21 protein-coding genes and 1 pseudogene are annotated in these 25172 nt (G+C 64.9%); 12 read left to right on the forward strand and 10 right to left on the reverse strand.

The annotated features are described in order from the left end of the window. Nucleotides 1-549 (reverse strand): hypothetical protein (locus IPP90_16150; GenBank protein MBL0172221.1); only part of this gene is annotated, 549 nt, incomplete at its 3' end. After that, on the reverse strand, nucleotides 524-898 hold the full coding sequence (locus IPP90_16155; GenBank protein MBL0172222.1) for a serine/threonine protein kinase: 375 nt from the start codon (nucleotides 896-898) through the stop codon (nucleotides 524-526). The genes IPP90_16155 and IPP90_16150, both read right to left, overlap by 26 nt. A gap of 58 nt (nucleotides 899-956) precedes the next feature. Between IPP90_16155 and IPP90_16160 the strand changes: the two genes are divergently transcribed. Next, nucleotides 957-1280 carry a hypothetical protein gene (locus IPP90_16160; protein ID MBL0172223.1) on the forward strand — a complete coding sequence of 108 codons (324 nt, stop codon included), beginning with the start codon at nucleotides 957-959 and terminating at the stop codon, nucleotides 1278-1280. A gap of 77 nt (nucleotides 1281-1357) precedes the next feature. Here the strand turns inward: IPP90_16160 and IPP90_16165 are convergent, their stop codons facing one another. After that, nucleotides 1358-1783: a hypothetical protein gene (locus tag IPP90_16165; protein MBL0172224.1), complete on the reverse strand. Its 426-nt coding sequence runs from the start codon at nucleotides 1781-1783 to the stop codon at nucleotides 1358-1360. 120 nt (nucleotides 1784-1903) lie between these two features. On the opposite strand from IPP90_16165, the gene IPP90_16170 reads away from it, so the two are divergent. Then, nucleotides 1904-2401, forward strand: a complete 498-nt coding sequence (locus IPP90_16170) for a hypothetical protein (protein ID MBL0172225.1) — start codon at nucleotides 1904-1906, stop codon at nucleotides 2399-2401. On the opposite strand, the gene IPP90_16175 is transcribed toward IPP90_16170, so the two are convergent. From IPP90_16175 to IPP90_16200, 6 genes are all read right to left on the reverse strand, one after another. After that, nucleotides 2379-2885, reverse strand: a complete 507-nt coding sequence (locus IPP90_16175) for a hypothetical protein (GenBank protein ID MBL0172226.1) — start codon at nucleotides 2883-2885, stop codon at nucleotides 2379-2381. The genes IPP90_16170 and IPP90_16175 overlap by 23 nt on opposite strands. A 66-nt stretch (nucleotides 2886-2951) precedes the next feature. After that, a complete protein-coding gene (locus tag IPP90_16180) occupies nucleotides 2952-3623 on the reverse strand; it encodes a hypothetical protein (protein MBL0172227.1) in 672 nt (223 codons plus the stop codon). A gap of 248 nt (nucleotides 3624-3871) precedes the next feature. After that, nucleotides 3872-4162, reverse strand: a complete 291-nt coding sequence (locus tag IPP90_16185) for a metal-sensitive transcriptional regulator (GenBank protein ID MBL0172228.1) — start codon at nucleotides 4160-4162, stop codon at nucleotides 3872-3874. Between the two features lie 23 nt (nucleotides 4163-4185). Further along, a complete protein-coding gene (locus IPP90_16190) occupies nucleotides 4186-6516 on the reverse strand; it encodes a copper-translocating P-type ATPase (protein MBL0172229.1) in 2331 nt (776 codons plus the stop codon). A gap of 151 nt (nucleotides 6517-6667) precedes the next feature. Beyond that, nucleotides 6668-6877: a heavy-metal-associated domain-containing protein gene (locus IPP90_16195; GenBank protein MBL0172230.1), complete on the reverse strand. Its 210-nt coding sequence runs from the start codon at nucleotides 6875-6877 to the stop codon at nucleotides 6668-6670. A 72-nt stretch (nucleotides 6878-6949) separates the two neighbouring features. Beyond that, nucleotides 6950-7639, reverse strand: a complete 690-nt coding sequence (locus IPP90_16200; protein MBL0172231.1) for a VIT family protein — start codon at nucleotides 7637-7639, stop codon at nucleotides 6950-6952. A 76-nt stretch (nucleotides 7640-7715) separates the two neighbouring features. Between IPP90_16200 and IPP90_16205 the strand changes: the two genes are divergently transcribed. From IPP90_16205 to IPP90_16225, 5 genes are all read left to right on the forward strand, one after another. After that, nucleotides 7716-10421: a cation-translocating P-type ATPase gene (locus tag IPP90_16205; GenBank protein MBL0172232.1), complete on the forward strand. Its 2706-nt coding sequence runs from the start codon at nucleotides 7716-7718 to the stop codon at nucleotides 10419-10421. Nucleotides 10422-10497: 76 nt separating this feature from the next. Continuing rightward, nucleotides 10498-12216 carry a gamma-glutamyltransferase gene (gene ggt / locus IPP90_16210; GenBank protein MBL0172233.1) on the forward strand — a complete coding sequence of 573 codons (1719 nt, stop codon included), beginning with the start codon at nucleotides 10498-10500 and terminating at the stop codon, nucleotides 12214-12216. Nucleotides 12217-12381: 165 nt separating this feature from the next. After that, the gene (locus IPP90_16215) at nucleotides 12382-13866 is read left to right on the forward strand and encodes a multicopper oxidase family protein (protein ID MBL0172234.1); all 1485 of its coding nucleotides are present in this window, start codon (nucleotides 12382-12384) and stop codon (nucleotides 13864-13866) included. 116 nt (nucleotides 13867-13982) lie between these two features. Then, nucleotides 13983-17246: a glycosyl hydrolase gene (locus IPP90_16220; GenBank protein MBL0172235.1), complete on the forward strand. Its 3264-nt coding sequence runs from the start codon at nucleotides 13983-13985 to the stop codon at nucleotides 17244-17246. Between the two features lie 77 nt (nucleotides 17247-17323). After that, the gene (locus IPP90_16225; protein MBL0172236.1) at nucleotides 17324-18484 is read left to right on the forward strand and encodes an energy transducer TonB; all 1161 of its coding nucleotides are present in this window, start codon (nucleotides 17324-17326) and stop codon (nucleotides 18482-18484) included. A 78-nt stretch (nucleotides 18485-18562) separates the two neighbouring features. On the opposite strand, the gene IPP90_16230 is transcribed toward IPP90_16225, so the two are convergent. After that, nucleotides 18563-19243, reverse strand: a complete 681-nt coding sequence (locus IPP90_16230) for a PEP-CTERM sorting domain-containing protein (protein MBL0172237.1) — start codon at nucleotides 19241-19243, stop codon at nucleotides 18563-18565. 301 nt (nucleotides 19244-19544) lie between these two features. Here IPP90_16230 and IPP90_16235 point away from each other — a divergent pair, with 301 nt between their 5' ends. The 5 genes and pseudogenes from IPP90_16235 to IPP90_16255 all read left to right on the forward strand — a co-directional run bounded on the left by IPP90_16235 (nucleotide 19545) and on the right by IPP90_16255 (nucleotide 25157). Continuing rightward, entirely contained in the window at nucleotides 19545-21917 is a 2373-nt protein-coding gene (locus tag IPP90_16235) for a bifunctional salicylyl-CoA 5-hydroxylase/oxidoreductase (protein MBL0172238.1), read from the forward strand. Next, on the forward strand, nucleotides 21914-22690 hold the full coding sequence (locus tag IPP90_16240) for an SDR family oxidoreductase (GenBank protein MBL0172239.1): 777 nt from the start codon (nucleotides 21914-21916) through the stop codon (nucleotides 22688-22690). Before IPP90_16235 ends, IPP90_16240 begins: the two co-directional genes overlap by 4 nt. Then, the gene (locus IPP90_16245; protein ID MBL0172240.1) at nucleotides 22687-23145 is read left to right on the forward strand and encodes a MarR family transcriptional regulator; all 459 of its coding nucleotides are present in this window, start codon (nucleotides 22687-22689) and stop codon (nucleotides 23143-23145) included. Before IPP90_16240 ends, IPP90_16245 begins: the two co-directional genes overlap by 4 nt. Continuing rightward, nucleotides 23142-23988 (forward strand): annotated as a pseudogene (locus tag IPP90_16250) (enoyl-CoA hydratase family protein). Before IPP90_16245 ends, IPP90_16250 begins: the two are co-directional and overlap by 4 nt. Nucleotides 23989-23990: 2 nt before the next feature. Beyond that, nucleotides 23991-25157: an acyl-CoA dehydrogenase family protein gene (locus IPP90_16255; GenBank protein ID MBL0172241.1), complete on the forward strand. Its 1167-nt coding sequence runs from the start codon at nucleotides 23991-23993 to the stop codon at nucleotides 25155-25157. The last annotated feature ends 15 nt before the right edge of the window (nucleotides 25158-25172 follow it).

Below are 25172 nucleotides of genomic sequence, written 5' to 3' on the forward strand. Positions count from 1 at the left end.
AGTCTTGCTATCGATGATCAGGCCAGCCTTCGCGTCGTGAAGCCGAACCTGCACGGACAGGAGGTCGCCGTTGCGTGAAACCGAACCATCAAGGAAATACCGTGCGTGCTCGCGACGCGCGATAGCGCGCAGGCGATTGGCTGACAGTCCGCCGCTCTGCGTGCGCTCTTCGTCGCCCATCAACGCATATCCGTCCAGCCACTTCGTCGACGCCGTGCGTTCGAGGGCACTGCCGACCAACATCGGGAGCTGTGCCCACTCGGGTTCTGCCGTTGACCCGACCGTGGCGAAGGGGAAGACAATCACCCGGTCGGGATCAAGCGGCACCGGTCGGAAATACACGCCGTGGTAGAGCACACCCGTCGAAGCCATGAGGGCGATCGCGGCGAGTGGGAGCACCGCACGCCGGCGGCGCGTGGTCCGTTTGGCCAATCGCACATCCGTCGCGCCGATTCGTTCCCCAGCGGTGCCGAGTGCGTCGAGCGCGTCCAGAAACTCGTCGGCGGTCTGGAAACGGTCTGCCTCAACCTTGGCGAGCATCCGCATCACGAGGCCTTCCAGCCACGGGCGATCGAAGCGCGCACAATGTGCAGGGAGGGCGGTTGGTCAACATGTGACGGGCGAGGATCGCTTGGGGCGTCGCACCGTGAAACGGCGTGTCGCCCGCCAGCATCTCGTACAGCAGACACCCCAGCGAGTAGATATCGCTGCGCCCGTCAATCGGCCCGCCACCCGATTGCTCCGGACTCATGTAGAGCGGAGTCCCTATTACCACCCCGGTGCTCGTGAAGCCGTCCCGCTCGACTGCGCTCACCGCATGCGCGATGCCATAGTCGGCGAGAAGCGCCTTCCCATCGCCAGAGAGGAGCACATTCTCCGGCTTGATGTCCCGATGCACGAAGCCTTCCTGATGCAGCGCCGAGTGCCATGGCAATCGCGCGCGTGATCTCAAGCGCGTGATCGATGGAGAGTTGCCGCTCCTTCCGCAGCAACTCGCGCAGCGAGCCCCCGTCCGCGAACGGCATCACATAGTACGGCACACCGTTGATCTCTCCCGACTCCAGCAGCGGCACGAGCGCGGGAGACTTCACCGCAGCGGCGATCCGAATCTCGCGGAGGAAGCGCTGCGCGGGGATCGCATCAGCAAACACCGGGCGCAACACCTTGAGGGCAACGGGGTGTTCGTCACCGCGTCGATGGGCGAGCCAGACAGTCGCCATCCCACCGCGTCCAATCTCTCGCTCAAGCTGAAAACGCTCACCAAGTCCCGCAAGGAATGATGGCGAAAGCGTCTCAGGCGTGGTCGCGTCCGTCGGGGCTGGCGTCAACGCCGAGGGCGGCGTCGCCATCGGCGTGCTCATGGACAACTGCCACCGAGTTCGGCAACCCGCGCGCTCGCGGCGACCTGCGGTGTCGAACCAGGCGCGGAAGGCGCCACTCCCGCGCAGAGCGCAGACACTGCTGAAGCGTTGCTGATGCCAGCGAGCGCCGACGCCGCGCGAATCCGATACATGGTTCGGAACGCTTCCAGTTGTGCGGCCACCACCGTATTGGACGGGACGCGTCCGGAATCAGCGTGACTCACCAGGTATTGCAGCGATTTCTGAATTGACTCCATGTGGCTCGGTGGAGGCCCATTGATCAGAATATCTCGGAGGCGAGGCACGGCGGAGTCTCCCAGCAACATGACTCGGTCGCGTTCCCTGGACAGACAGTCCTGACACTGCATCCAGGCGTACACGATGGTGTCCACGGCATTCTGCTGCGCCGTGTGCGGCAGCACCGTTTGGTTCCGCGACGGGTCCTGACACCCCAGTGACAGCAGCGCGACCGCGCTGGCGCGCCGGCAAGCGCGCGACCACGTTCCACGTCTCCGGGGATGGCTCTGGATCAGCGTCCGGGAGTGCCCGCATCGCGAACCGTCACGGCTATCGGCGCGAACGACCCATCCACGTACGCGCGCACCACCGCCGAGCCGACCGCGTGCGCCGTCAGGCGACCCGTCATCAAACTGTTGGCGGGAATCACCGCGGAATTGTCCTTCACCGAAACAACGGTCGGAGCCAGGCTCACCCACATCCTGTTCCCCCGCGTCGTTGATGTGCCGCCCTGGGAGAAGGTGGCGCTGACATCGATGCTCGTCCCGCGGCACAGGCTGACGGCCCCCGTCGTCGGCGTGACGGTGCACGCTTTCACCGCGGTCGACGTGATCATCGTGCCCGACCGCGCGATGTCACGGGTCATTGCCGGACAGTCCGGATTGGCCGCCGTCTCGGGGCATGTGCAGACCGAGACCAGCGGGATCGCTGGATCGGCGTACCGTTGGCGCAGCGTCGATCCATTGTTGGCGGAAGAGCGATTGAGCCAGGAGTCAACGCTCAAGTGCATCTGGGCCACCTGACCCACCGAGAAATACTGGGCGATGCCGGCAGGCCCTGCGCCATGACGTTGTACTGATCACCGCCCTCGCTCCGGTAGAACCCCACGTATTCCTCGCCGTGCCCCCAGTCGGGCCGGAACAGCCCGAGTGCATGCCCGATCTCGTGCGCCAGGGTATTTGGCTGCTGGGTATCGACATCCATGAGGATGATGTTGGGGGCGTCCGACGTCACGCACGTGTAACCGGCCTTGTCACCGCCCGTCTCGTCGACCACATCGTGCAGGTAATAGATGTTGAGTCGGCCAGCGGCGTACAGCGCCGATTGGGCCCTGATGTCAGATGCGTTCGCGCATCCCCCACGAAGGAGCCCTGCGTGCAATGGAGCGAACTCGATTTGCGGTTCGACCGCCGGATTGACGTCATCAACCAACTCGATCCCGGCAAAGCTGTTCTGCAGCACCAGCATCGCCTCGCCGAGGTGTATATCCCGGATGAGCCCGCGCATTGCCTGTCGTTCCGACTCGGTGTCAATCGCCGGATCGCTGACAATGATCCGTGCCGGCAGTGGCAGTCATGTCGGTGGCACCGTCGCGCTCACCGCGTCTCCCAGCGCGCTCGTCCACGGAATTTCCGCGGCGCCATTCACGCAGGTGGGCGCCCGATCATGCGCGAGGAGCAACAACGCCAGGTGACACGCGGCGCCGGCGGCATCCGCCGCGGTGGCATTGCCGGGAACGATGACCGATCCGATTCCCTGCAACGGCGGCGCAAAATCATTCTGGCAGGCGGCCGTGCCGGAGACGTCCACGCCGAGGTCGAGCAGCGCTATCAACTCTGAGGACGTTGCGCCGGTGACGACCTTGTCGAATTGCGGCGCGCACTCGGTTTGGATGACCACATCGACGATCCCGGTGGCGGGCACCGTCACGGTGCGGGACTGCGGAGGGCAACCAATCACTCGCACCACCACCGTGTGGACACCTTCGGGGACGGACAGCTCCGCACGCCCGGACAGGTTCGTGATCGCGCCGATGGTGGTGGCCTGAACCAGAACGGGAATGTTGCCCAGGCCGACGCCTGCACCATTCATGACCAGGACGTCCACGTTGCCATGCTGCGTCGCACGCGAGTGACCCGACGGACAGCGCAAGGAGCAGTGCTGACCCTGGCGAACGGCGTCGTGACCGACCCCCGCTCCGTCAGCCCGCCGGCCGCCGCCGTTGAACGAATAGCGTCGCTGCATGGTCATCTCCGCCGATAAGACTCGCCGATCGGTCAACATGATCGCAAGCGACACACCAATCGGAGTAGTCTCAAGCCGCAATCATGTGTCGTCCTGTTGGAGACCGCAACAGCGCGGGGCAGGGCGCGCCGACCTGGTATCGACGATCAGATCGCTAAAAGCTGAGGCTGGCACCTTCTTTTCACCCCGGCCGTGGACGGGCGGTGCCGCCGATCAGCACGGGACCTGGCAGAGTCGGCCGGGGCTGGCTACCGGCTGTGCGTGTACATCATCTCCACCAGCTCATCGTACATGATTTCCGCCCTCGCATCACCGGATCGGATGGCTGAGGTGGCGCAGTGCTTGAGATGATTGCGCATGAGTTCCCGACCCACGCTGCGTAGCGCTTCGTGCACCGACGAGATCTGCGTCATGATGTCCGCGCAGTAGCGGTCTTCCTCCACCATCTTCTGCAGTCCACGTACCTGCCCTTCGATACGACGCAGGCGCTTGCGATTGCGCTCCTTGGCATCGCTCGACACGGCGACAGCCTTCTTCATGACCGCTTTCCTGGCGACGGCCATCACGCGATCCGCGCGCCGCGCAGGCGCAAACTGTTCGTGACTACGCTCACCGAGCTGAACGCCATGGCGGCGCTGGCGAGAATGGGACTCAACAGCAGTCCAAACGCGGGGTAGAGCGCACCGGCTGCAATGGGAATACCAATCACGTTGTACAGGAACGCCCAGAACAGATTCTGTTGCATGGTGCGCATGGTCCGACGCGAGAGCTCGATAGCTTGCGCGGCGCTGTGCAGGTCACCGCGCATGAGCACCACATCACCGGCCTCTACGGCTACATCGGTGCCCGTGCCAATCGCCATGCCCACATCGGCCTGCGCCAATGCCGGTGCATCGTTGATACCGTCGCCCACCATCGCCACCACCTTGCCCTCGGCCTGCAGCCGCTTGATCTCGGCCACTTTCCCTTCGGGCAACACGCCGGCCACCACGCGATCGATCTGCGCTTCCTTCGCGATGGCGTTGGCCGTGCGCTGATGGTCGCCGGTAAGCATCACCACCTCGAGCCCCATCACGTGCAGACGCCCAATCGCGGCACGTGAGGACGCCTTGATGGGATCGGCCACGGCAATCACGCCGGCCAGGGCGCCATCCACCGCAATGAACATGGGTGTCTTGCCGTCGGAGGCGAGCTGGTTCGCCACCGCGCGAAGCGGAGTGACATCAACGGCATAGTCGGCCAGCAGCGACTCGTTTCCCACGGTGACCGCGAACCCGTCCACCACACCAATGGCGCCGCGCCCCGTATGCGATTCAAACGACTGCGGAGCCTGCACGGCAAGCCCGCGCGTGCGCGCCTCTCGTACGATCGCGTCGGCCAGCGGGTGTTCGCTGAGCGTTTCCAGCGACGCGGTGATCGCCAGCAGGTCGTCGGGCGTGTGCGCCTGACTGTCAAACGCGCCGCCGGGCGCCGCCACTACATCGGTGACCGTGGGTCGACCTTCTGTCACGGTGCCAGTCTTGTCGAGCACCACCGTGGTGATATCGCCGGCACGCTGCAGCACCTCGCCACCCTTGAACAGCACGCCAAGCTCCGCGCCCTTGCCGGTGGACACCATGACAGCCGTGGGCACGGCAAGCCCCATGGCACAGGGGCAGGCGATGATGAGCACCGCCACGGCCGCAGCAAACGCGCGCACCCCAGGGGCATTGCTTGCCGCCAGAAACCACACCACGAACGTGACCACCGCCAATGACATCACGACCGGCACGAAGATCCCCGAAATCCGGTCGGCCAGTCGCTGAATGGGAGCTCGCGATCCCTGCGCGTCGCGCATCAACTTCACAATCTGCGCCAGCACGCTGTCCGAGCCCAGGGTGGTGGCGCGATAGCGAAAGGCGCCGGTGCGATTGATGGTGGCGCCAATGACGTGATCACCCGCACGCTTGGCCACCGGCAGCGATTCGCCGGTGAGCATGCTTTCATCCACGGCGCTCTCACCCGAGACAATCTCGCCGTCCACTGCAATGCGTTCACCGGGACGCACGGTCAGCACATCGCCGCGCATCACCTGTTCCACCGGCACGTCCACCTCGAGTCCGTCGCGCAGCACACGCGCCGTCTTGGGGCGCAGATTCACCAGCAGACGGAGGGCCGCCGACGTGCGCTTCTTGGCGCGCGCCTCGAACATGTTGCCGGTGAGGATGAGCGCGATGATGATGACCACCGCTTCGTAGTACACATCCGGCGCTATGCCACGCGTCAGGAAGAACTGCGGTGCCACGGTGGCCACAACGGAGTACACGAAGGCGGCACCGGTGCCCACCGCCACCAAGGTGTTCATGTCGGCGGCGTGATGGCGAAAGGCCGCCCACGCATGCGTGTAGAAGTGACGCCCGGCCCAGGCCATCACCACCACGGTGATCACCAGCAGTGCCCACGAGATCCCCTGCGCCGGCAGCGCATACAACCACGGCGCGACGCGGCGCAGCGCGGGGTCCATGACTTCCATGACCCAGCGCATGAACGGATCGACCACGGCGGCGGCGCCGGACATGTCCATCGCCCGGTTGCTCATGAGCGGCATGGAAAGCACCATCACCAGCAGGCCAACGATGGCGCTGACGATGGCCTTCAGGCGCAACGCGCGGAATTCGTCATCGGTTGAGCGATCGCGCGCGTCCTGTTCCTCAAACGCGGTCTGGTCGGGCGACGCGAGTTCCGCGCCGTATCCCGAGTCACGAATCGCCTCAACGAGCTTCGTGGGTGAGATGGATTGCGGGTCGAACGTGACGGTGGCGTTCTGCATCATCAGGTTCACCGTCGCGTCGGCGACGCCCGGTTGCTTCTGCAGCGTACGCTGAACGCGCGACTGGCACGCCGCGCACGTCATGCCCGTGACCGGGATGCGGATGGTCTCCGGCGCACTCACGGTGGCTTCGTCGCTCCGTCGGTCGTCACCGGACGCTCGGCGAAGAAGAAATACCAGTTGATCAGCGCGATGAGCGCGAGGCCGCCGCCCACCACCAGCCACTTCGTGGCCGTCATGCCGCCGAAGTCACCGCGTAGCCTTCCGCTTCCACGGCGTGCTTGATCTGGTCGGGCGATGTGGCGCCTTCGTCGTAGTGGACCGTCGCACTGCCAATGGCGACCTGATCGACCGTGACCCCCTTCGACCCCTCCAGGGCCTTCTTGACGGCGCCAACACAGTGGCCACAGGACATGCCACTGATGTGCATCGTGAGCTGCGTCATGGAGCACTCCTTGCAATGTGAAAGTGTGTTGAGGGTATATACCCCCCACCCCTATGTCAATCCGCTGATGTCCTACGCGACCGTGCCGAAGAGCCGCCCCACCAAGGCCGTGGCACCCATCGCCATCGCTCCCCAGAACGCCACGCGGGCCGCACCACGCCACATGGGGGCGCCCCCCAGATAGGCCGCCAGCGAGCCCAGACCGACCAACAACACCAGCGACGCAGCCACCACGATCATCGAGAGTCCGGACAGGGGCAGAAAGACGACCAGCAGCAGCGGCAAGGCGGCGCCGACGGCGAACGCCGCGGCGGACGACAACGCAGCCTGAAGGGGTCGTGCACGCGTCATGTGCGAAAGCCCCAACTCGTCGCGCGCATGGGCGCCGAGCGCGTCGTGCGCCGTCAGCTGAACGGCAACCTGCCCTGCCAGTTCGGGCGTCAGTCCCCGACCGACATAGATCCCGGCCAACTCGGACAGTTCGTATTCGGGATCGGCCGCCAACTCCCCGCGTTCGCGCGAGAGATCGGCCTGCTCGGTATCGGACTGCGAGCTCACCGAGACGTACTCGCCGGCGGCCATCGACAGGGCACCGGCCACCAAACCCGCCAACGCCGCCAGCAGCACCGGCTCGCGCGCCGATTGCGCCGCCGCTACGCCAACAACAAGACTGCTGGTGGAAATCAGACCATCATTGGCGCCGAGGACAGCGGCTCGAAGCCAGCCGATGTGCTCGGTGCGGTGCATTTCGCGATGTGCCATGTCGTCACCGTGCGTGCAATAAGGGGCAATTGGAGTATAGTTGAATGTACCGTATTGGCCGTTCGGCACGAATCCCATGATTGAGCACGTCGACATCCCCCATTGGCATCAGCAGACGTCCGCCGACGTTCTGGCGCAGTTGCACGCATCCGCCAGCGGCCTGCCGTCAGACGATGCGGCGGCGCGTCTTGTGGCCGACGGCCCGAACGTGCTGGTGGAGGCCCCGCGCGTCAGCGTGTGGCGGATCTTCCTCGGCCAATTCAAGAGCCTGCTCGTCTGGATCCTGGTGGCCGCCGGCCTCGTCTCTGGCGCGCTCGGTGACGCGATCGATGCGATCGCCATCTTTGCGATCGTGCTGTTGAATGCCGTCATCGGCGTCTGGCAGGAATTCAGCGCCGAGCAGTCCATTGCCGCGTTGAAGAAGATGACGGCGCCGATGGCAAAGGTGCGCCGCGATGGTCGAATCGCGAATATCCCCGCCGCCGACATCGTGGCCGGTGATATTCTGGCGCTCGCGGCCGGTGATCTGATTGCCGCCGATGCTCGGTTGCTCGCCGCGGCGTCGTTCACCTGTATCGAGTCGGCACTGACGGGGGAGTCCGACTCGGTCCGCAAGGCGCCAGACCGTCTCGTTGCCGACGACGCTGCGCTGGGCGATCGCACGAATATGGTTTTCATGGGCACGGCGGTTGCCACTGGGACCGCGCAGGCCGTGGTCGTATCAACGGGAATGCGGACGGAACTGGGTCGCATTGCGGGATTGCTGGGCGAGGCCGGCGCGTCAAAAGGGACGCCGCTGCAGGTGTCGCTGGATGCGTTCGGGCGCGTGCTGCTCTGGGCAGCCCTCGCCATCGTGGGGCTGCTGTTCGTGCTCGGCCTGGTCCGCGGCACCGCACCACTGGAGTTGTTCCTGACGTCCGTCAGTCTCGCCGTGGCGGCGGTTCCGGAGGGCCTTCCTGCCGTCGTGACCGTGGCGCTCTCGCTGGGGGTGCTCCGGATGGCGCGACGGCGCGCGCTCGTACGCAAGCTCGCCGCCGTCGAGACCCTCGGGTCAACCAATGTCATCTGCACCGACAAGACCGGAACGCTCACCCTCGGCGAGATGACGGTGCGCGCGCTGTATGTATCCGGACACGCGTATGACGTCACAGGCGAGGGCTACGCACCCGTCGGTGAAGTGCGCGTTCGGGGAACGGCCGAGGGCACCGAGATGCCGCATCCGGCGCCGCTCCTCGAGCTGGCAACCGTGATGTTGGGCTGTAACAACGCCCACCTGGTCGAGTCCGAGGGCGTTTGGCACACCATTGGTGATCCGACGGAAGGCGCACTGCTGGTTGCGGGGACGAAACTCGGCGGCGACCGCGCGCAGATTGAGCGCGACCTGCCCAAACAGCACGAAATCCCATTCGATTCCGATCGCAAACGCAGTTCAGTGGTCCGGCGGATGGCCGACGGCTCGCTTCGCGCGTACGTGCATGGCGCGCCCGGGCCACTGCTGGATCGCTGCACGCAGCTCTACACCGCCAGCGGCGTACGTCCGCTCACCGGACACGATCGAAAGCATCTCCTGGCCCAGACGTCCGACATGGCGCGACAAGCGCTCCGGGTCCTGGGTTCGGCGCAGCGCGACATGGGGCATGCCCTACCGGCCGATGTTTCGGCGGACGCGATCGAAAGTGAACTCGTGTTCGTGGGACTGTCGGGGATGCACGATCCGCCGCGTCCCGCGGTGCGGTCGGCGATCGCCACCTGTCATGCCGCCGGTATTCGCGTGGTGATGATCACCGGCGACCACCCCGAAACCGCCACGGCCGTGGCGCGCGAAATCGGCATCGTGACCGCCGATGGCGAGGTCGTTTCGGGAGCGGACTTGGACGAGATGTCGGAGGAGGTATTGCGGGATCGCGTCGGGCGCGTGGCGGTGTACGCGCGCGTCAGCGCCGAGCACAAACTGCGCATCATCCGCGCCTGGACGTCGAACGACGCGGTAGTGGCCATGACTGGCGATGGGGTCAACGATGCGCCGGCCATCAGAGGGGCCGATATCGGCATTGCCATGGGACGATCGGGGACCGAGGTCACCAAACAGGCGGCGGACATCATCATCACCGATGACAACTTCGCCACCATCGTGACCGCAGTGGAGGAAGGCCGCAACATCTACGACAATATCCGGAAGACCCTGCAATACCTGCTGGCGGGCAATACCGGTGAGCTGCTGCTGATGGCCCTGTGCGTGGTGATCGGATTGCCGGCGCCCCTGCTGCCGATTCATCTGTTGTGGATCAATCTGGTGACCGACGGGCTGCCCGCGCTGGCGTTGGCCACCGATCCCGTCGACCCCGATGTCATGACGCGCCAGCCGCGCCACCGCGGCGCGCGCATCGCCGATCCGCGCTTCCTCCGTACCATGCTGTTCACGGGATGCCTCACGGCGGCCGTCGCGTTCACCGTCTATGCCATCGTGCTGCGGACGCAGCCTCCCGCCGTGGCGCGCACGTGGGCATTCACCGTCCTGGTGTTCGAAGAGCTCGTGCGCTCGTTCGGCGCCCGAAGCGAGACGCGTGCGGTGTGGCGCACGTCGCTGTTCACCAATCCACGGCTGGTGTTCGTCGTCGCGGTCTCACTCGGACTGCAGCTCCTGACCCAGCACAACGCGACGCTGGGCCGCTTCCTCAAGACGACCCCCCTCTCGTTTGGCGATGGTGCACTGTTGTTCGCGGTGGGCGTGATTCCCTTGTGCGTCCTGGAGGTCGTGAAGGCGGTGCGGCGACGCGGCTAAGGGCGTATTCTCTCTGGGCGCCCTCGCGCCACTGGTCGTCCGCTACCACGCAACCGTCCCGTCTGGAGTCCCATCGATGATCACGCCGCGCATCGCCGTCCCGAGCATTGCTGCGCTCTCGCTTTCCGCACTGCTCACCAATCACAACCTCGGCGCTCAAGATCGTTCGCAGTCCCGCTCCATGGTGTCCTCGGCGTTGGGCGTGGTGGCCAGCGAAAGTGTGCTGGCATCACAGGTGGGTGCGCGCATTCTTGAACAGGGCGGCAATGCGATTGATGCGGCCGTGGCCACGAACGCCATGATGGGCCTGGTGGCGCCCATGAACGACGGTATCGGTGGCGACCTGTTCGCCATCGTCTATATCGCGAAGACCGGCAAGCTGTACGGGCTCAACGCGTCCGGATGGGCGCCGGCCGGCCTCACGGCGAAGTATCTCAACGGCAAGGGCATCACCACCATGCCGCAGCGCGGCATCAACACCGTCACGGTACCGGGCGCGGTCAACGGCTGGGACAAGTTGCTCACCCGTTTCGGGCGCAAGTCGTTTGCCGATGTCCTGGCGCCGTCAATCGATTACGCCGTGCATGGGTTTCCCGTGGGCGAAGTGGTGAGTGTGTATTGGCGCGACAGCGAGCAAGTGCTCAAGGCGGATGCGCCAACCGCGCATACCTTTCTGCCCAATGGCCGGCTCCCGTTGGTGGGTGAGATTTTTCGAAATCCCGAACTGGCGTGGACCTATCGACAGATCGCGGCCGGTGGCAAGTCCGCCTTCTATCGCGGTACCGTCGCGAGGAAGATCCTTGCCACGTCCACGCGGCACGGCGGCACGATGACCGCGGCCGATCTGGTCGAATTCGACGGCGAATGGGTGGACCCGATATCCACCACGTATCGCGGATGGACGGTGTACGAACTGCCGCCCAACGGCCAGGGCATCGCGGCGCTCGAGATGCTGAACATCATGGAGACGTTTCCGCTTGGCGCCGCCGGTCACAATACCCCGAAGGCGTTGCACCTGATGATCGAAGCGAAGAAGCTCGCGTATGCCGATATGCAGCGGTATGACGCCGATCCGCGCTTTGCCAAGGTGCCGGTCGATGCGATGCGTTCCAAGCCGTACGCGGCGGCGCGCGCGAAACTGATCACTGCCGACCGCGCCGCGTGCTCGGTGAGCGCCGGTACGCCTTCTTCCACCGATCACGGCACCACGTACATCAGCGTGGTGGACCGCGAGGGGAACATGATCTCGCTGATTCAGAGCAACTATTCCACGGTGGGATTCGGCTCGGGACTGGCGGTGGACGGTGGCGGCTTCGTGTTGCACAATCGCGGTGGTGGGTTTTCGCTCGATGCCAACTCCCCGAATCTGCTGGCCGGTCGCAAGCGGCCGTTGCACACGATCATTCCGGCCTTCATGGAGAAGGACAGCGTGCGCATTGCCTTCGGCATCATGGGAGGATGGAACCAGGCCCAGGCCCATGCGCAATTCGTGTCCAACATTGTCGACTTCGGGATGAACGTGCAGGGTGCGCTGGACGCGCCGCGGTTTTCCAAGGAAACGTTTGACGGCTGCGACGTGAATTTCGAGTCGCGTATTCCCGAGTCGACTCGCGCGGCACTGGCGGCGCTCGGGCATCAGATCGTGATGCGCGGCGACTATTCCTCGACGCGCATGGGAGCGGGGCAGGCGGTGCTGCGGGACTTCACGTCCGGGGTGAATTCGGGTGCGTCCGATCCGCGGAAGGACGGGGCGGCGATTGCGGAGTTGCGGGGGAGGCCGGCGAACCGAAAGTAGCGCTTCTCAGAGGTCGCCATTCGACAAGAAATGGGCAGATTGAACTCGTTTTTTGATGACACCCTGTAAGGTTTTTCCGCACATCCTTCTGCGAATATCCGAATCACACTGTGAACGCGCGGCGTGATTCCGAGGGCCGCGACCCATAGACGTCCGAGGACCTTCATGCATCGTCGAACTTTTCTCGAAGTGGTGGGTGGCGCCGGCGCGCTCTCACTGACCCGCCCCATGAGCGCGTTGCTGGCGCCCTATGATGCATGGACGCCCGCACTCGAACGCGCGCCCCTGATCCTGCCACCCGTGCTCTCCGGTGGCGATCTGACGCTGACCGCGACCGCGCACACAATCAACGTCGCGCCAGGCGTGAAGGCCGATGTCTGGAGCGTGGGCGACGGACCGCTCTGCCCCACCATCCGCATGCGCACCGGTGACACCACGCGCATTCGGTTCGAGAACATGCTGCCGGAGCCATCCATCCTGCATCGGCACGGGCTGCTCGTCCCCGAAGCGGCCGACGGTCATCCACGTCTCGCGGTTGGCACCGGGGGCAGCTATCAATATTCGTTCCCGGTGATCAATCGGGCGGGCACCTACTGGTATCACGCGCATCCGCATCATCGCACCGGCGTGCAGATCTATCGCGGGATGGCGGGCCTGCTGTTCGTGGATGACACCAAGGAAGACATGCTGGGGTTCCCGCCGGAGTCGCGCGAACTGCCCGTCATTATCCAGGACAAGCGACTGGATGCCAAGGGCGCGTTCGTGTTCGAACCCGCCATGCATGAACAGATGGAGGGCTATTTCGGCGATACGCCCTATGTGAACGGCGTGCGTCTGCCCTTCATGGCCGTGGAAACCACCACGTATCGACTGCGGGTCATCAACGCCTCCACGTCACGCATCCTGCGGCTCGAGTTTTCGAACAAGATGCCGATGACGCTGATCGGCAATGACGGTGGCTTGCTGCCGGAACCGGCCACCCTGACGTCAATCGACCTTGGTACCGGCGAGCGCGCCGACTTGCTGGTGGATTTCGGCAAGATCCCCGACGGTCAACGTGTCATGCTGCAATCCGCCGAATTCGCGTCACCGGCACGGATGGGTGGCATGGGCGGGATGGCGGGCATGGGGGGAGGCCGAGGCCGCATGGGTGCCGGCGGCATCCCGCAGGGCAGCGCGCTCAAACTGGTGGAGTTTGAAGTCACCAAGGAGGTCACTCCGGAGCCGTGGAAGCCGATGGCGCTTCCCGCGGTCCCCAAACTGGACCCGGCGCGTGCGGCCAAGACCCGCTCCTTCACCTTTGACAGCGCCATGATGCAGCACACCATCAACGGACGCCCGTTCGAGATGGATCGTGTCGACGAAACGGTGAAGTTCGGCACCTACGAGATCTGGAACTTCGTCAACAACTCGCCGTTCGCGCACCCGGTGCATATGCACGCCGTGCAGTTCCAGGTCCTGAAGCGGGTGGGAGGGCGCGCCCGGCTTTTCCCGTGGGAGCAAGGCTGGAAGGACACCGTGCTGGTGCACCCTGGTGAAACGGTCTCGGTCATGGCCGCGTTCGATCGCAACCGCGGACGCTTCCTCCTGCACTGCCACAATCTCGTGCATGAGGACATGGGGATGATGATGAACTTCGATATCGTCTAGGGACTGACGCGGCAACGCCGCGGACATCGTCGCGGAGGCGGGTGGTGCATCGTGGGCGCTGGAGACATACTCCGGCATTCGACCTTGCACCCCCGCCTCCGTCACGTTCACGGCTCATGCTTACGATCCGCCTCCCGTTCTCTCGCGTGGCCGCCGCCGTTCTCGGCGGACTGGCCGCCCCGTTGTGCTTCGCGCCCTTGCTCGCGCAACGTGCGGCCCGCGCCGCCGCCCCTGCCGCGGTCGCCGCACCACCGTACAACCCCGCGCTCTACTCCGACCCCAACGCCACCAATCGCAACTTCAAGGCGCTGCGCTGGCGCCTGGTGGGACCCTTCCGTGGCGGCCGCGTCGATGCCGTGGCGGGTGACCCCACCAAGCCCTTGGTGTTCTACATGGGATCGGTGAACGGCGGCGTGTGGAAGACGGCGAATGCCGGCATGACGTGGGACAACATCACCGACGGCAAGTCGGACATTTCATCGGTGGGCGCCATCACCGTGGCGCCGTCCGATCCCAACGTGGTATACGTGGGCACCGGCGAATCGCAGCTGCGCGAAGATCTCACGTACGGCAGCGGGGTGTATCGCTCCACCGACGCCGGCCAAACGTGGCAGCACCTGGGGTTGGTGGAAACGCACCAGATCACCGCCATTCGCGTGCATCCGAACAATCCGGATATCGCCTACGTGGCGGCCATCGGCCATGCGTTCGGCCCCAACCCGGAACGCGGCGTCTTTCGCACGATGGACGGCGGCAAGTCCTGGAAGAAGATCCTGTTCATCAACGATTCCACCGGCGCCACCGATCTCTCCATCGATCCCACCAATCCGCGCATCATGTTTGCGGCGATGTGGAAGTTCCAGCGCTCACCGTGGGGGATGGAGGCCGGCGGTGGTCGCAGCGGACTGTGGAAGTCCACCGATGCGGGTGACACGTGGACTGAACTCACGAAGAATCCGGGGATGCCCAGAGCGCTCATCGGCAAGATCGGTGTCGCCGTCTCTCCGGCCAATCCGCGGCGCATCTATGCGTCCGTTGAAGCCAAGGACACGTTGGGCGGCATCTTCCGCTCTGACGACGGCGGTGACAGCTGGATACGCACCAACGGCCAGCAACAGTTCCAGGTGCGCCCGTGGTACTACTCGGCCGTCACGGCCGACCCCACCAATGAGAACACCGTCTACGTGATGAACCTGCAGGTGTGGCGGTCGATCGATGGGGGGAAGACCTTCACGCGCAACCGTGTTCCGCACGGGGACACCCACATCATGTGGGTGGACCCCAAAAACTCCGACCGACTCATCAACGGCAATGATGGCGGCGCGACCGTGTCACTGGACGGCGGCAAGAGCTGGTCGGCCATGAACAATCAGCCCACGTCGCAGTTCTATCACGTCATCACCGACAACCAGTGGCCCTACCGCCTCTACGGTGCACAGCAGGACAACAGCACCGTGTCCATCGCCTCGCGCTCGGACTTCGGCGCGATCGGTGAGCGCGACTGGTGGCCGGTTGCCGGGTGCGAGAATGCGCACATCGCGGTGGATCCCCGCAACCCCGCCATCACCTACGGGGGGTGCTATACGGGCATGCTGACACGCCACGATAATCGTACGCAGCAGTCGAACGACATCGCCGTGTGGCTCAACAACTACGACGGCATCGCGGTGAAGGATGTGCCCAATCGGTTCCAGTGGACCTTCCCGGTGATGCTGTCACCGCACGATCCCACGGTGCTGTACGCGGCGTCGCAGCACCTGTGGAAATCCACCAACGAAGGGCGGAGTTGGGCAAAGATTTCACCCGATCTCACATACGCCGATACCGCGACGATGGGACCCAGCGGCGGACCGGTGCACAAGGATATGACCGGCACCGAATGGTATGCCACCATTTACGCGCTGGCCGAGTCACCCACCACCAAGGGGCTGCTGTGGACTGGCTCGGATGACGGGCGGGTTCATCTGTCGCGAAACGGCGGAACGTCGTGGGAAGACGTGACGCCGAAAGCGATGGCCAGGCACACGCGCATCACCGGCATCGAGCCGTCGCGGTTCGACCCGGCGGTCGCGTATATGTCCGCCACGCGCTATCAGCTGGATGATTTCCGTCCGTACTTCTACAAGACCAGCGACTACGGCAAGACGTGGACGCGTATCGACGCCGGAATTCCCATGGGCGCCTACGCGCGATCGATTCGCGAGGATGTCGTGCGACGCGGGTTGCTGTTCGCGGCCACCGAGACGGGCGTCTTCGTGTCGTTCAATGACGGCGTGCAGTGGGAGACATTGCAGCTCAACCTGCCGCGTGCCAGTGTGCGCGACGTGCGCGTACACGGCAACGACCTCGTGGTGGCCACGCACGGCCGCGCGTTCTGGGCGCTGGACGACATCGCGCTGCTGCGTCAGATGCACGACACGGTGACCGCGAAGTCCAGGCACCTGTTCCAGCCAAGCGTGGCCTATCGTTTTGCCGGGGGGCACGGCGGCGGTCGTGGCGCCGGCGAGAATCCGTACGACGGTGTGCTGGTGGACTACTGGTTCAAGGAGCCGCCAAAGGACGCCGTTTCCCTCGAATTCCTCGATGCGCGCGGTGCCGTCGTGCGACGATTCAAGGGCAAGGGCAATGTTGATTCGACCCAGAAGGCGCCAGCGGATTCGATGGCCTATCAGGCGTCGGATTCCATCGTGACCACGCGCGCCGGGAGCAACCGGTTCTGGTGGAATCTCCGGTACGCGGACGCCAAGCGGATCAGCACCGTGGTGAACGACATGGGCACCCTCAACGGACCAACGGTGGTGCCCGGTGAGTATCGCGTGCGTCTGGTGGTGGGGAAGGACACGCTCACGCAGGCGTTCACGGTCAAGCTCGATCCGCGGCTCAGCGCGACCACGGCCGACCTGCAGCAGACATTCGATCTGGGACTCAAGGTCCAGGACCGGCTCAACAGCATCGTGGAATCGTTCGAACGCATTGAAGACCTGCAGAAGCAGATCGATGTGCGCGTCGACCAGTCGTCCGAACAGGACTACGCCAAGCGGGTGAAGGAGGCGGCGACGCCGGTGCGGGAACATCTGGAGGTGGTGCGTACCGAATTGGTGGACTGGTTCAACCACGACGATCAGGCCACGCTGCACTTCCCCATCAAGCTGTACAACATGATGCTGTCGCTCAACTCGCAGGTGCTGGGACAGGACGCAGCGCCGACGAAGCAGCACGGCGAGATTCTCGACGACCTCGGGGGCAAGGTTGATGTGCAACTGCAGCGCCTGCAGCAACTCGAAGCCACGGAGATCAAGGCATTGAACAGCCTGTTGCAGGAACTGGGATTGCCGCCGATCTATGTACCACCGGTCAAGGTCAAGAATCCGATCTCCTGACGCGAGCGCCGGCCGCGCCCGCTAGGCGCGGCCGGAATCCGGCGCTATCCTACAGCGTCCCCTCACTGCGAGGTCGCATGGATCTGCGTCACGCCGCCCTGCACGTTCGCATCCTCGTCGCATTGACCAGTGTGTGCGGCGCGAGCCATGCCATCGATGCACAGCGCGCAACGGAAGGCGGCGCCGTACGGCTTCAGGTGCGGTCCGTCAGCGGCGTGCCGGTAGTAGGCGCCCAAATGCGCGTGGCACCTGCGGACCCGCTGCTCGAGTCGGATGAACGTGGTCTGTTTGCCGTCACGCGTGTCCCCGTGGAAGGGGCGTGGTTGCGCGTGCGGCGCATCGGATACCGCCCGGATTCGGTGCGTGTTGCAGCGGCCTTGGGGAAGACCCTGGATACCGTATTGACCATGGAACGCATCGCCGTCGACCTGGCGCCCGTCACCGTGGTTGGGCGGCGGGATGTGCAGGGACCCATGGCGGGGTTCTACCATCGCCGGAGCACGGGGAGTGGCCGCTTCTTCACCCACGCCGAGATCGAACGACGCGCACCGCACAACATGACCGACTTGTTGCGCGACATTCCCGGTATGCGAATCAACTCGCGGTTGCAAACCAATACTGTGCGCATGCGGGGCAGCCGATGCTCGCCGCTGGTGTGGCTTGACGGTCAGGGTCTCTTCGCCACCGACATCGATCTCGACGCGCTCGACCCGCAGTCGTTTGACGGCGTCGAGGTCTACGGCACCGCCAGCGTGCCCGTGGAGTTCCAGGGGAATCAGCGGGCCAGCAGTTCGTGCGGAACGATCTTGCTTTGGACTCGACGCGGCGAGCCGCGAAAAGCCAACACGCCGAAACGGAAGAACGGCGAAGTCTCCCCAGCGGCGCAGATTGCCAGGCTGCTGGACGAGCTTCGGGTGTACACGGCAGCGGACGTCGACAGCGCCGCGCGCATCGACTCGCTCGTCCTCGTGCATCCGGAATATCCGGATTCGCTCTACGAGGCACAGGCGCCGGGACGACTACTGGCCGAGTTCATCGTCGGTGTGAACGGCAACGTGATCATCGAGACGTTCAGCGCGGTGACGACAACGCACCGGGATCTGGTCGATCCGGTGCGCGAGGCGCTGCGCAGCCAGCGTTTCAAGCCGGCGATGCGGCAAGGTCGACCGGTGCAGCAGGTGATGCAACTGCCGTTTGACTTTGTCCCCGATTCGACGGTCCGACGACAGAAACGCTAGGCCCTTGGGAGGCGCGGACTGAAATGACAACGGGGGCGCCTGTCGGCGCCCCCGTTGTCACATCAAGTCCGGTCGGTATCAGGCCGTCTGGCCTTTGCGCCGACGGGCAAACCCGCCAAGTCCCAGCAGTCCAGCGGCAACGAGGGCCACCGAACCCGGCTCCGGCACGGTCGTGGAGGGTGACGCGGTGAACGACAGGCTCTCCATGATCGGCGACACACCGCCAGTGCCTTCAAGTTCGAAGCTGGCAATGTTGGCGGTGTTGAACTGGATACCGCGGAAGGCGTAGGCGTTGCCCGAGATCGGGGCGCTGGCCGACATCTCGTATTCCGCCAGAATGTTGTTGAACGAATCGCGGGCGCGGATGAACGTGTTACCGTACGGCGGCGCGTAGTTCAGCATGATGCCGACGCCGCTCACCGGACCGTTGTTGAACGAGAAGCGCAGCAGACCGGCCTGATTGATACCGAGAGAATTGCCGCACGTCGATCCGTTGTCGCCCAATCCCCAGCCGCAATAGTCGAAGTACAGCCCGGAGCCGCCGGTGTAATTCATCAGGACATTGCTCGACCCGCCAATGGTCGCACTGTGCCCGCTGCTCACACTGGTGTTATGCAGCCCGAAGTCGGTGATGGTGGTGACCGGCGGGTTCAGGGCGCCAAACGAGGTGATCAGCTGTGCCTGAGCAGTCGAGGCACTGGAGATAACGAATGCGGCGGCGGCCGTCAGCAGACGAACCTTTTGGCGCATGACGTTCATTGGACTTCCTCTTCGAGGGGTGGCTTGGCGCGTTCAGCGCGTGATCTGCGGCTCTCGTCCTCCCTTATCGCACAAGTCATTCCAATGGCGAACTCTACCATAAATATTTTTTCATGAACTGCAAAACGTTGTAAATAAACACTTTACACATTTTGTTACGTCGCACTCCAGCTCGCTTGTCTGGCGCGAACAACACGATGTGTTGCGTATTCGCGACAGACCAAATGGCCCAGATACCGATTTCCTTGATATTTAAAGCTTTTTGTCGTACCATCTGGCTCTCGCCTCAGGAGCGCCCTTCGTGAACGTGTTGGTCGTGGGTGGAGGACCTGGCGGACTGTACACGGCGCTGCTCATGAAGCGCCGCGATCCGCGCGCTGTTGTCACGGTGCTCGAACGACACAAGCCCGATGACACGTTCGGCTGGGGCGTCGTGCTCTCTGACCAGACGGTCGCCAACCTGCATGCCGCCGACCCCGAGAGCGCTACGGCCATCGCCGACGCGCTCCACCACTGGGATGACATCGAGATCCACTTCGCGGCGCGCACGATGCGATCGGGCGGCCACGGATTCAGCGGAATCGGTCGCAAGGCGTTGCTGGCCATCCTGCAGCAGCGTTGCCGGGCGGTGGGCGTGCAACTTCGGTTTGAGCACGAGTCGCCGGCCGAAACCATCGAGACGTCCATCGCCGCGGAGCGCGCCGATCTGGTGATCGTGGCCGACGGCATCAACAGTCGGCTGCGTGAACGATTTGCCAGCACCTACCGACCGGACATCGACCTGCGGCGGTGTCGTTACGTCTGGCTGGGCACCCCTCGTCGATTCGATGCCTTCACCTTTGCCTTCGCGGAAACGCCAGCCGGGTGGTTTCAGGCGCACGCGTATCAGTTTGACGGAGAGACGAGCACGTTCATCGTCGAAACGCCGTACGAGGTGTGGGAGCGCGCCGGAATTTCTGACATGTCCGACAGCGAATCGCGGGCGTTCTGCGAATCACTCTTCGCCGACCTGCTGGGCGGCGCGCCGCTCTGGAGCAATGCGGCCCACCTGCGCGGTTCGGCGCAGTGGATTCGGTTCCCGCGCGTCACGTGCGCGGAGTGGGTGCATTGGCTCGACGCTGACGGGCGACGCGTGCCACTCGTGCTGCTGGGCGACGCCGCCCATACCGCCCACTTCTCCATCGGCTCCGGCAGCAAACTGGCGCTCGAAGACGCCATCGCCATCGACGCACAGATTGCCGCTGCTCCCGACGACTTGCCGGCCGCGCTGCGCCGCTATCAGGCGGAACGAGCGGTGGAAGTGCTCAAGCTGCAAAACGCCGCCCGAAATTCCACCGAGTGGTTTGAGCACGTGGATCGGTATGCGCGACTGGCCCCCGAGCAATTTGCCTACTCGCTGCTCACCCGCTCGCAGCGCATTTCGCACGAAAACCTGCGGGTGCGCGACCCGCAGTACGTCGCGACGTTCGAACGCTGGTTTGCGCAGCAGTCCGGCGTGACGGTGCCGCCGGAAGCCGTCGCCCCTCCGGCCATCTTCACGCCGTTCACCGTGCGCGGTGTCACGCTCCCCAATCGCATCGTGGTATCGCCGATGGCCCAGTACTCGGCCGATGCCGACGGCACACCCACCGATTGGCACCTGGTGCATCTGGGAGCGCGAGCCGCCGGTGGCGCGGGCCTGGTGATGACCGAGATGACGTGCGTGACGGCCGACGCGCGCATCACGCCAGCCTGTCCCGGCTTGTGGAGCGAGGCCCATCGTGATGTGTGGGCGCGCACCGTGCGCTTCGTGCACGAACACACCCCGGCCAAGATCGGACTGCAGCTTGGTCATGCTGGTGCCAAGGGCGCCACCAGAAAGATGTGGGAAGGCATCGACCAACCGCTTGAGGCCGGCGCGTGGCCGCTATTGGCGGCGTCGGAGGTGCAGTATCTGGACGGCGTGTCGCAAACGGCACACGCCATGACGCGGCGCGACATGGACCGCGTGGTGACCGACTTCGCCACGGCCACACGGTTGGGCGCCGAGGCCGGATTCGATTGGCTGGAACTGCATGCCGCTCATGGTTACCTGCTGTCGGGCTTTCTGTCGCCACTCACCAATCAGCGTGCCGACGAGTACGGCGGCGACCTTGGGGGGCGCGCGCGATTTCCGCTGCGCGTGTTTGCCGCCATGCGCGAGGCATGGCCTCGCGAGCGACCAATGTCCGTTCGCATTTCTGCGCATGACTGGGCCACCGGCGGCAACACCGATGATGATGCCGTGGTCATGGCGAAGCTCTTTCGCGCCGCCGGCGCCGATGTCATCGATGTGTCGGCCGGCCAGGTGGTGAAAGACGAGCGGCCGGTGTTTGGACGCATGTGGCAAACGCCATTTGCCGACCGGATCCGCCAGGAGGCGGAGATCGCGACCATCGCCGTGGGGGCCATCACCGATGCCGATCAGGCCAATGGTATCATTGCGTCGGGACGCGCCGACCTCGTGGCCATTGGTCGGCCGCATCTCACCAATCCGGCGTGGACGTTGATGGAAGCCGCGCGGTTTGGCTATCGGGGTGCGCAATGGCCGGTGCAATACCTGCAGGGGAAGTCGCAACTCGAGCGATTGATCGAGCGCGAGCGCATGACGCTCCCGTCGACCAACAACGCACCACCGAAAGGTGAGCTGACATGAACCGTGACGGTATGCTGGCGGGACAGCACGCCCTCGTGACGGGCGCCAATCGCGGCATTGGCGCCGCGATCGCGCAAGCACTGTCCGGCGCCGGAGCAAGCGTCAGCTTGCTGGTGCGCGATGCGGCGCGGGCACAGGCGGTGGCCGATTCGTTGCGCGGGCCGCACACGATTGTGGTGGCCGACGTGACCGATCGCGCCGCCTCGCACGCCGCCTGCGCGCACGCAGTGGCGTCGCTGGGGCCAATCGACATCCTGGTGAACAACGCGGGTTCGGCAGAATCCGCGTCGTTCATGCGCAGCGACGTGGCGCTGTTTGAACGCATGCTGGCGGTGCACCTGCTGGCCGCCGTGCACACGGCGCACGCGGTGCTGCCGAGCATGCTCGAACGTCGGCATGGTCACATCGTGAATGTTGCCAGCGTCGCCGGCCTCTGGGGTGCGCCCTACATCACAGCCTATACGTCAGCCAAACACGCGTTGATCGGATTTACGCGGGCGCTTGCGCTGGAAGTGTCGGGGCGTGGGGTGGCGGTGAATGCCGTGTGTCCCGGATACACAGGCACCGATCTGGTGGACGATGCGGTGGCCCGCATTGTGGCGAAGACCGGACGCACGGCCGACGAGGCGCGACAGTCAATCTTGTCCGACGCCGGGCAATCGCGGATGATCACGGCCGACGAAGTGGCCGTGGCGGTGCTGGCATTGTGCACCGCGCCCGAGGGCGCGCCGAGTGGGCGGGCGGTGTTGCTGGACGGGAGCGGCGACCCATGAACGCACCAGGCGACCACGAATCGCTGCGGTTGTGGTTGCGGCTATTCACCTGCTCCACTCTCATTGAGCAGCACCTTGGCAGCGCCCTCAAACGTGAATTCGGTTCGTCGTTGCCGCGGTTCGACCTGCTGGCACAGCTGGATCGCGCGCCGGGCGGTTTGCGCATGGGCGAACTGTCGGAACGTATTCTCACCACCGGTGGCAACGTCACGTGGCTGGTGCGCGCGCTGGAGACCGAGGGCCTGGTGTCCCGGCGCGTGGCCATCGATGACAAGCGCGCCGCGGTGGTGCGCCTGACGGCGGCTGGCCGGCGGCACTTCGCCGCGATGGCGCAAGCGCACGAGCAGTGGATCATTGCCGTGTTTGCACCGTTGACGCCCGATGATCGACGCCTGATGCATGAACAGCTTGACACCCTGAAAGCGCAGTTCCGCCCCTCCAGGACCACCGAATGAGCGAGCCCAACCCCATGTCCACGATGCGACGGTCACTGGCCGCACTCACGCCGACGCACTTTGCCTGGCGCACGGCGCATGAGGGTCGCGTGGGAGTGCTCACGCTCAACCGACCGTCGCGCAAGAATCCGCTCACGTTCGAGTCGTATGCCGAGTTGCGTGACCTGTTTCGCGCGCTGGTGTACGCGTCGGACGTGCGCGCCATCGTCCTGACCGGAGCAGACGACAACTTCTGCTCCGGCGGAGACGTGTTTGAGATCATCGAGCCACTGACCAAAATGTCGGTGCCCGATCTCCTGGCGTTTACCCGCATGACAGGCGATCTGGTGAAAGCCATGCGGGCCTGTCCGCAGCCCATCATTGCGGCGGTGGATGGCGTCTGCGCTGGCGCCGGTGCCATTCTCGCCATGGCGTCGGACATGCGCCTGGCCACCCCGCAGGCGCGCACGGCCTTTCTGTTCACCCGCGTGGGATTGGCCGGCTGCGACATGGGCGCGTGTGCCTTGCTGCCGCGCATCCTTGGGCAGGGCGCGCCTCGAGCTGCTGTACACGGGACGTGTGATGGACGCGAACGAAGGCGAACGGTGGGGATTCTACAACGCCATCGTCGAACGCACCACGTTGCTGGCCGACGCCGTTCGTCGCGCCGGCGAACTGGCCAACGGCCCGGCCTTCGCGCACGGCATGACCAAAACCATGCTGCAGCAGGAATGGAGCGTGTCGGTGGAGACCGCCATTGAGATGGAGGCGCAGGCGCAGGCGCTGTGCATGGGTACGCAGGACTTCCGCCGCGCATTTGACGCGTTCGCCGCCAAGATCCCTCCGGTGTTCGAGGGCAACTGAGCATGAGCACACTCGCGCATCTGACCTGGCCGTTCTTCGACAACGCGCATCGCGCGCTGGGCGCCGCCGTGACCGAGTGGGTCGGCACGCAGGTGGTGGATGAGGCGTCGGTGGACGACGCCTGTCGAGAGTGGGTGCGGCGACTCGGGTCGGCCGGATACCTGCGCTATTGCGTCCCGCAGGCATGGGGCGGCGAGCTGCCAGCGCTCGACTCACGCGCGCTGTGTGTGTTGCGCGAGGCATTGGCAGCCCACGATGGGTTGGCCGATTTTGTGTTCGCCATGCAAGGGTTGGGGTCGGGTGCCATCACCTTGGGCGGCTCCGAGACATTGCGCGCGGAGTGGTTGCCGCGCGTGGCCGCGGGTACGGCCATTGCCGCCTTCGCGCTCTCCGAACCGGATGCCGGTTCCGACGCCGGCGCGATGTGTACCAGCGCCACGCGCACTGCCGACGGCTGGCGACTGAACGGCATCAAGACGTGGATCTCCAACGGCGGCATCGCCGATTTCTACTGCGTCTTCGCGCGCTCGGCACCAGACAGCAGCGGCAGCAAGGGCATCAGTGCGTTCTTTGTGCGTGCAGACACACCCGGACTTAGGGTGACCGAGCGCATCGAGGTCATGTCCCCGCATCCGCTGGCGACGCTGGCGTTCGTCGACTGTGAGGTACCGCACGACGCGCTGCTTGGTACCGAAGGTGAGGGGTTCGCGCTTGCCATGCGCACGCTGGACATCTTTCGCGTATCGGTGGCGGCAGCGGCCACGGGTTTTGCCCGGCGCGCTATGCAGGAGTCGCTACGCCACGCCAGCACGCGAGCGATGTTCGGTACGACGCTGGGCGCGCAGCCGCTGGCGCAGGCCATCTTGGGCGACATGGCCACCGATCTCGATGCGGCGGCGTTGCTGACCTACCGCGCCGCGTGGCATCGCGACACCCAGAGCGAACGCAGCACACGCGTGGCCGCCATGGCGAAACTGGGTGCCACCGAACTGGCACAGCAGATTATTGATCGCGCACTGCAACTGCATGGCGGGCGCGGCGTGCGTGTGGGTGAGGTGGTGGAGCGCCTGTACCGCGACGTGCGGGCGTTGCGCATTTATGAGGGCGCCACCGAAGTGCAGCGTCTGCTGGTTGGACGTGAATCGCTCAAAGCCCATCGACTCGGCTGAGGCCATCGTGACCAT

The sequence above is a fragment of the Gemmatimonadaceae bacterium genome (genome assembly GCA_016720905.1).
Lineage (GTDB): Bacteria > Gemmatimonadota > Gemmatimonadetes > Gemmatimonadales > Gemmatimonadaceae > Gemmatimonas.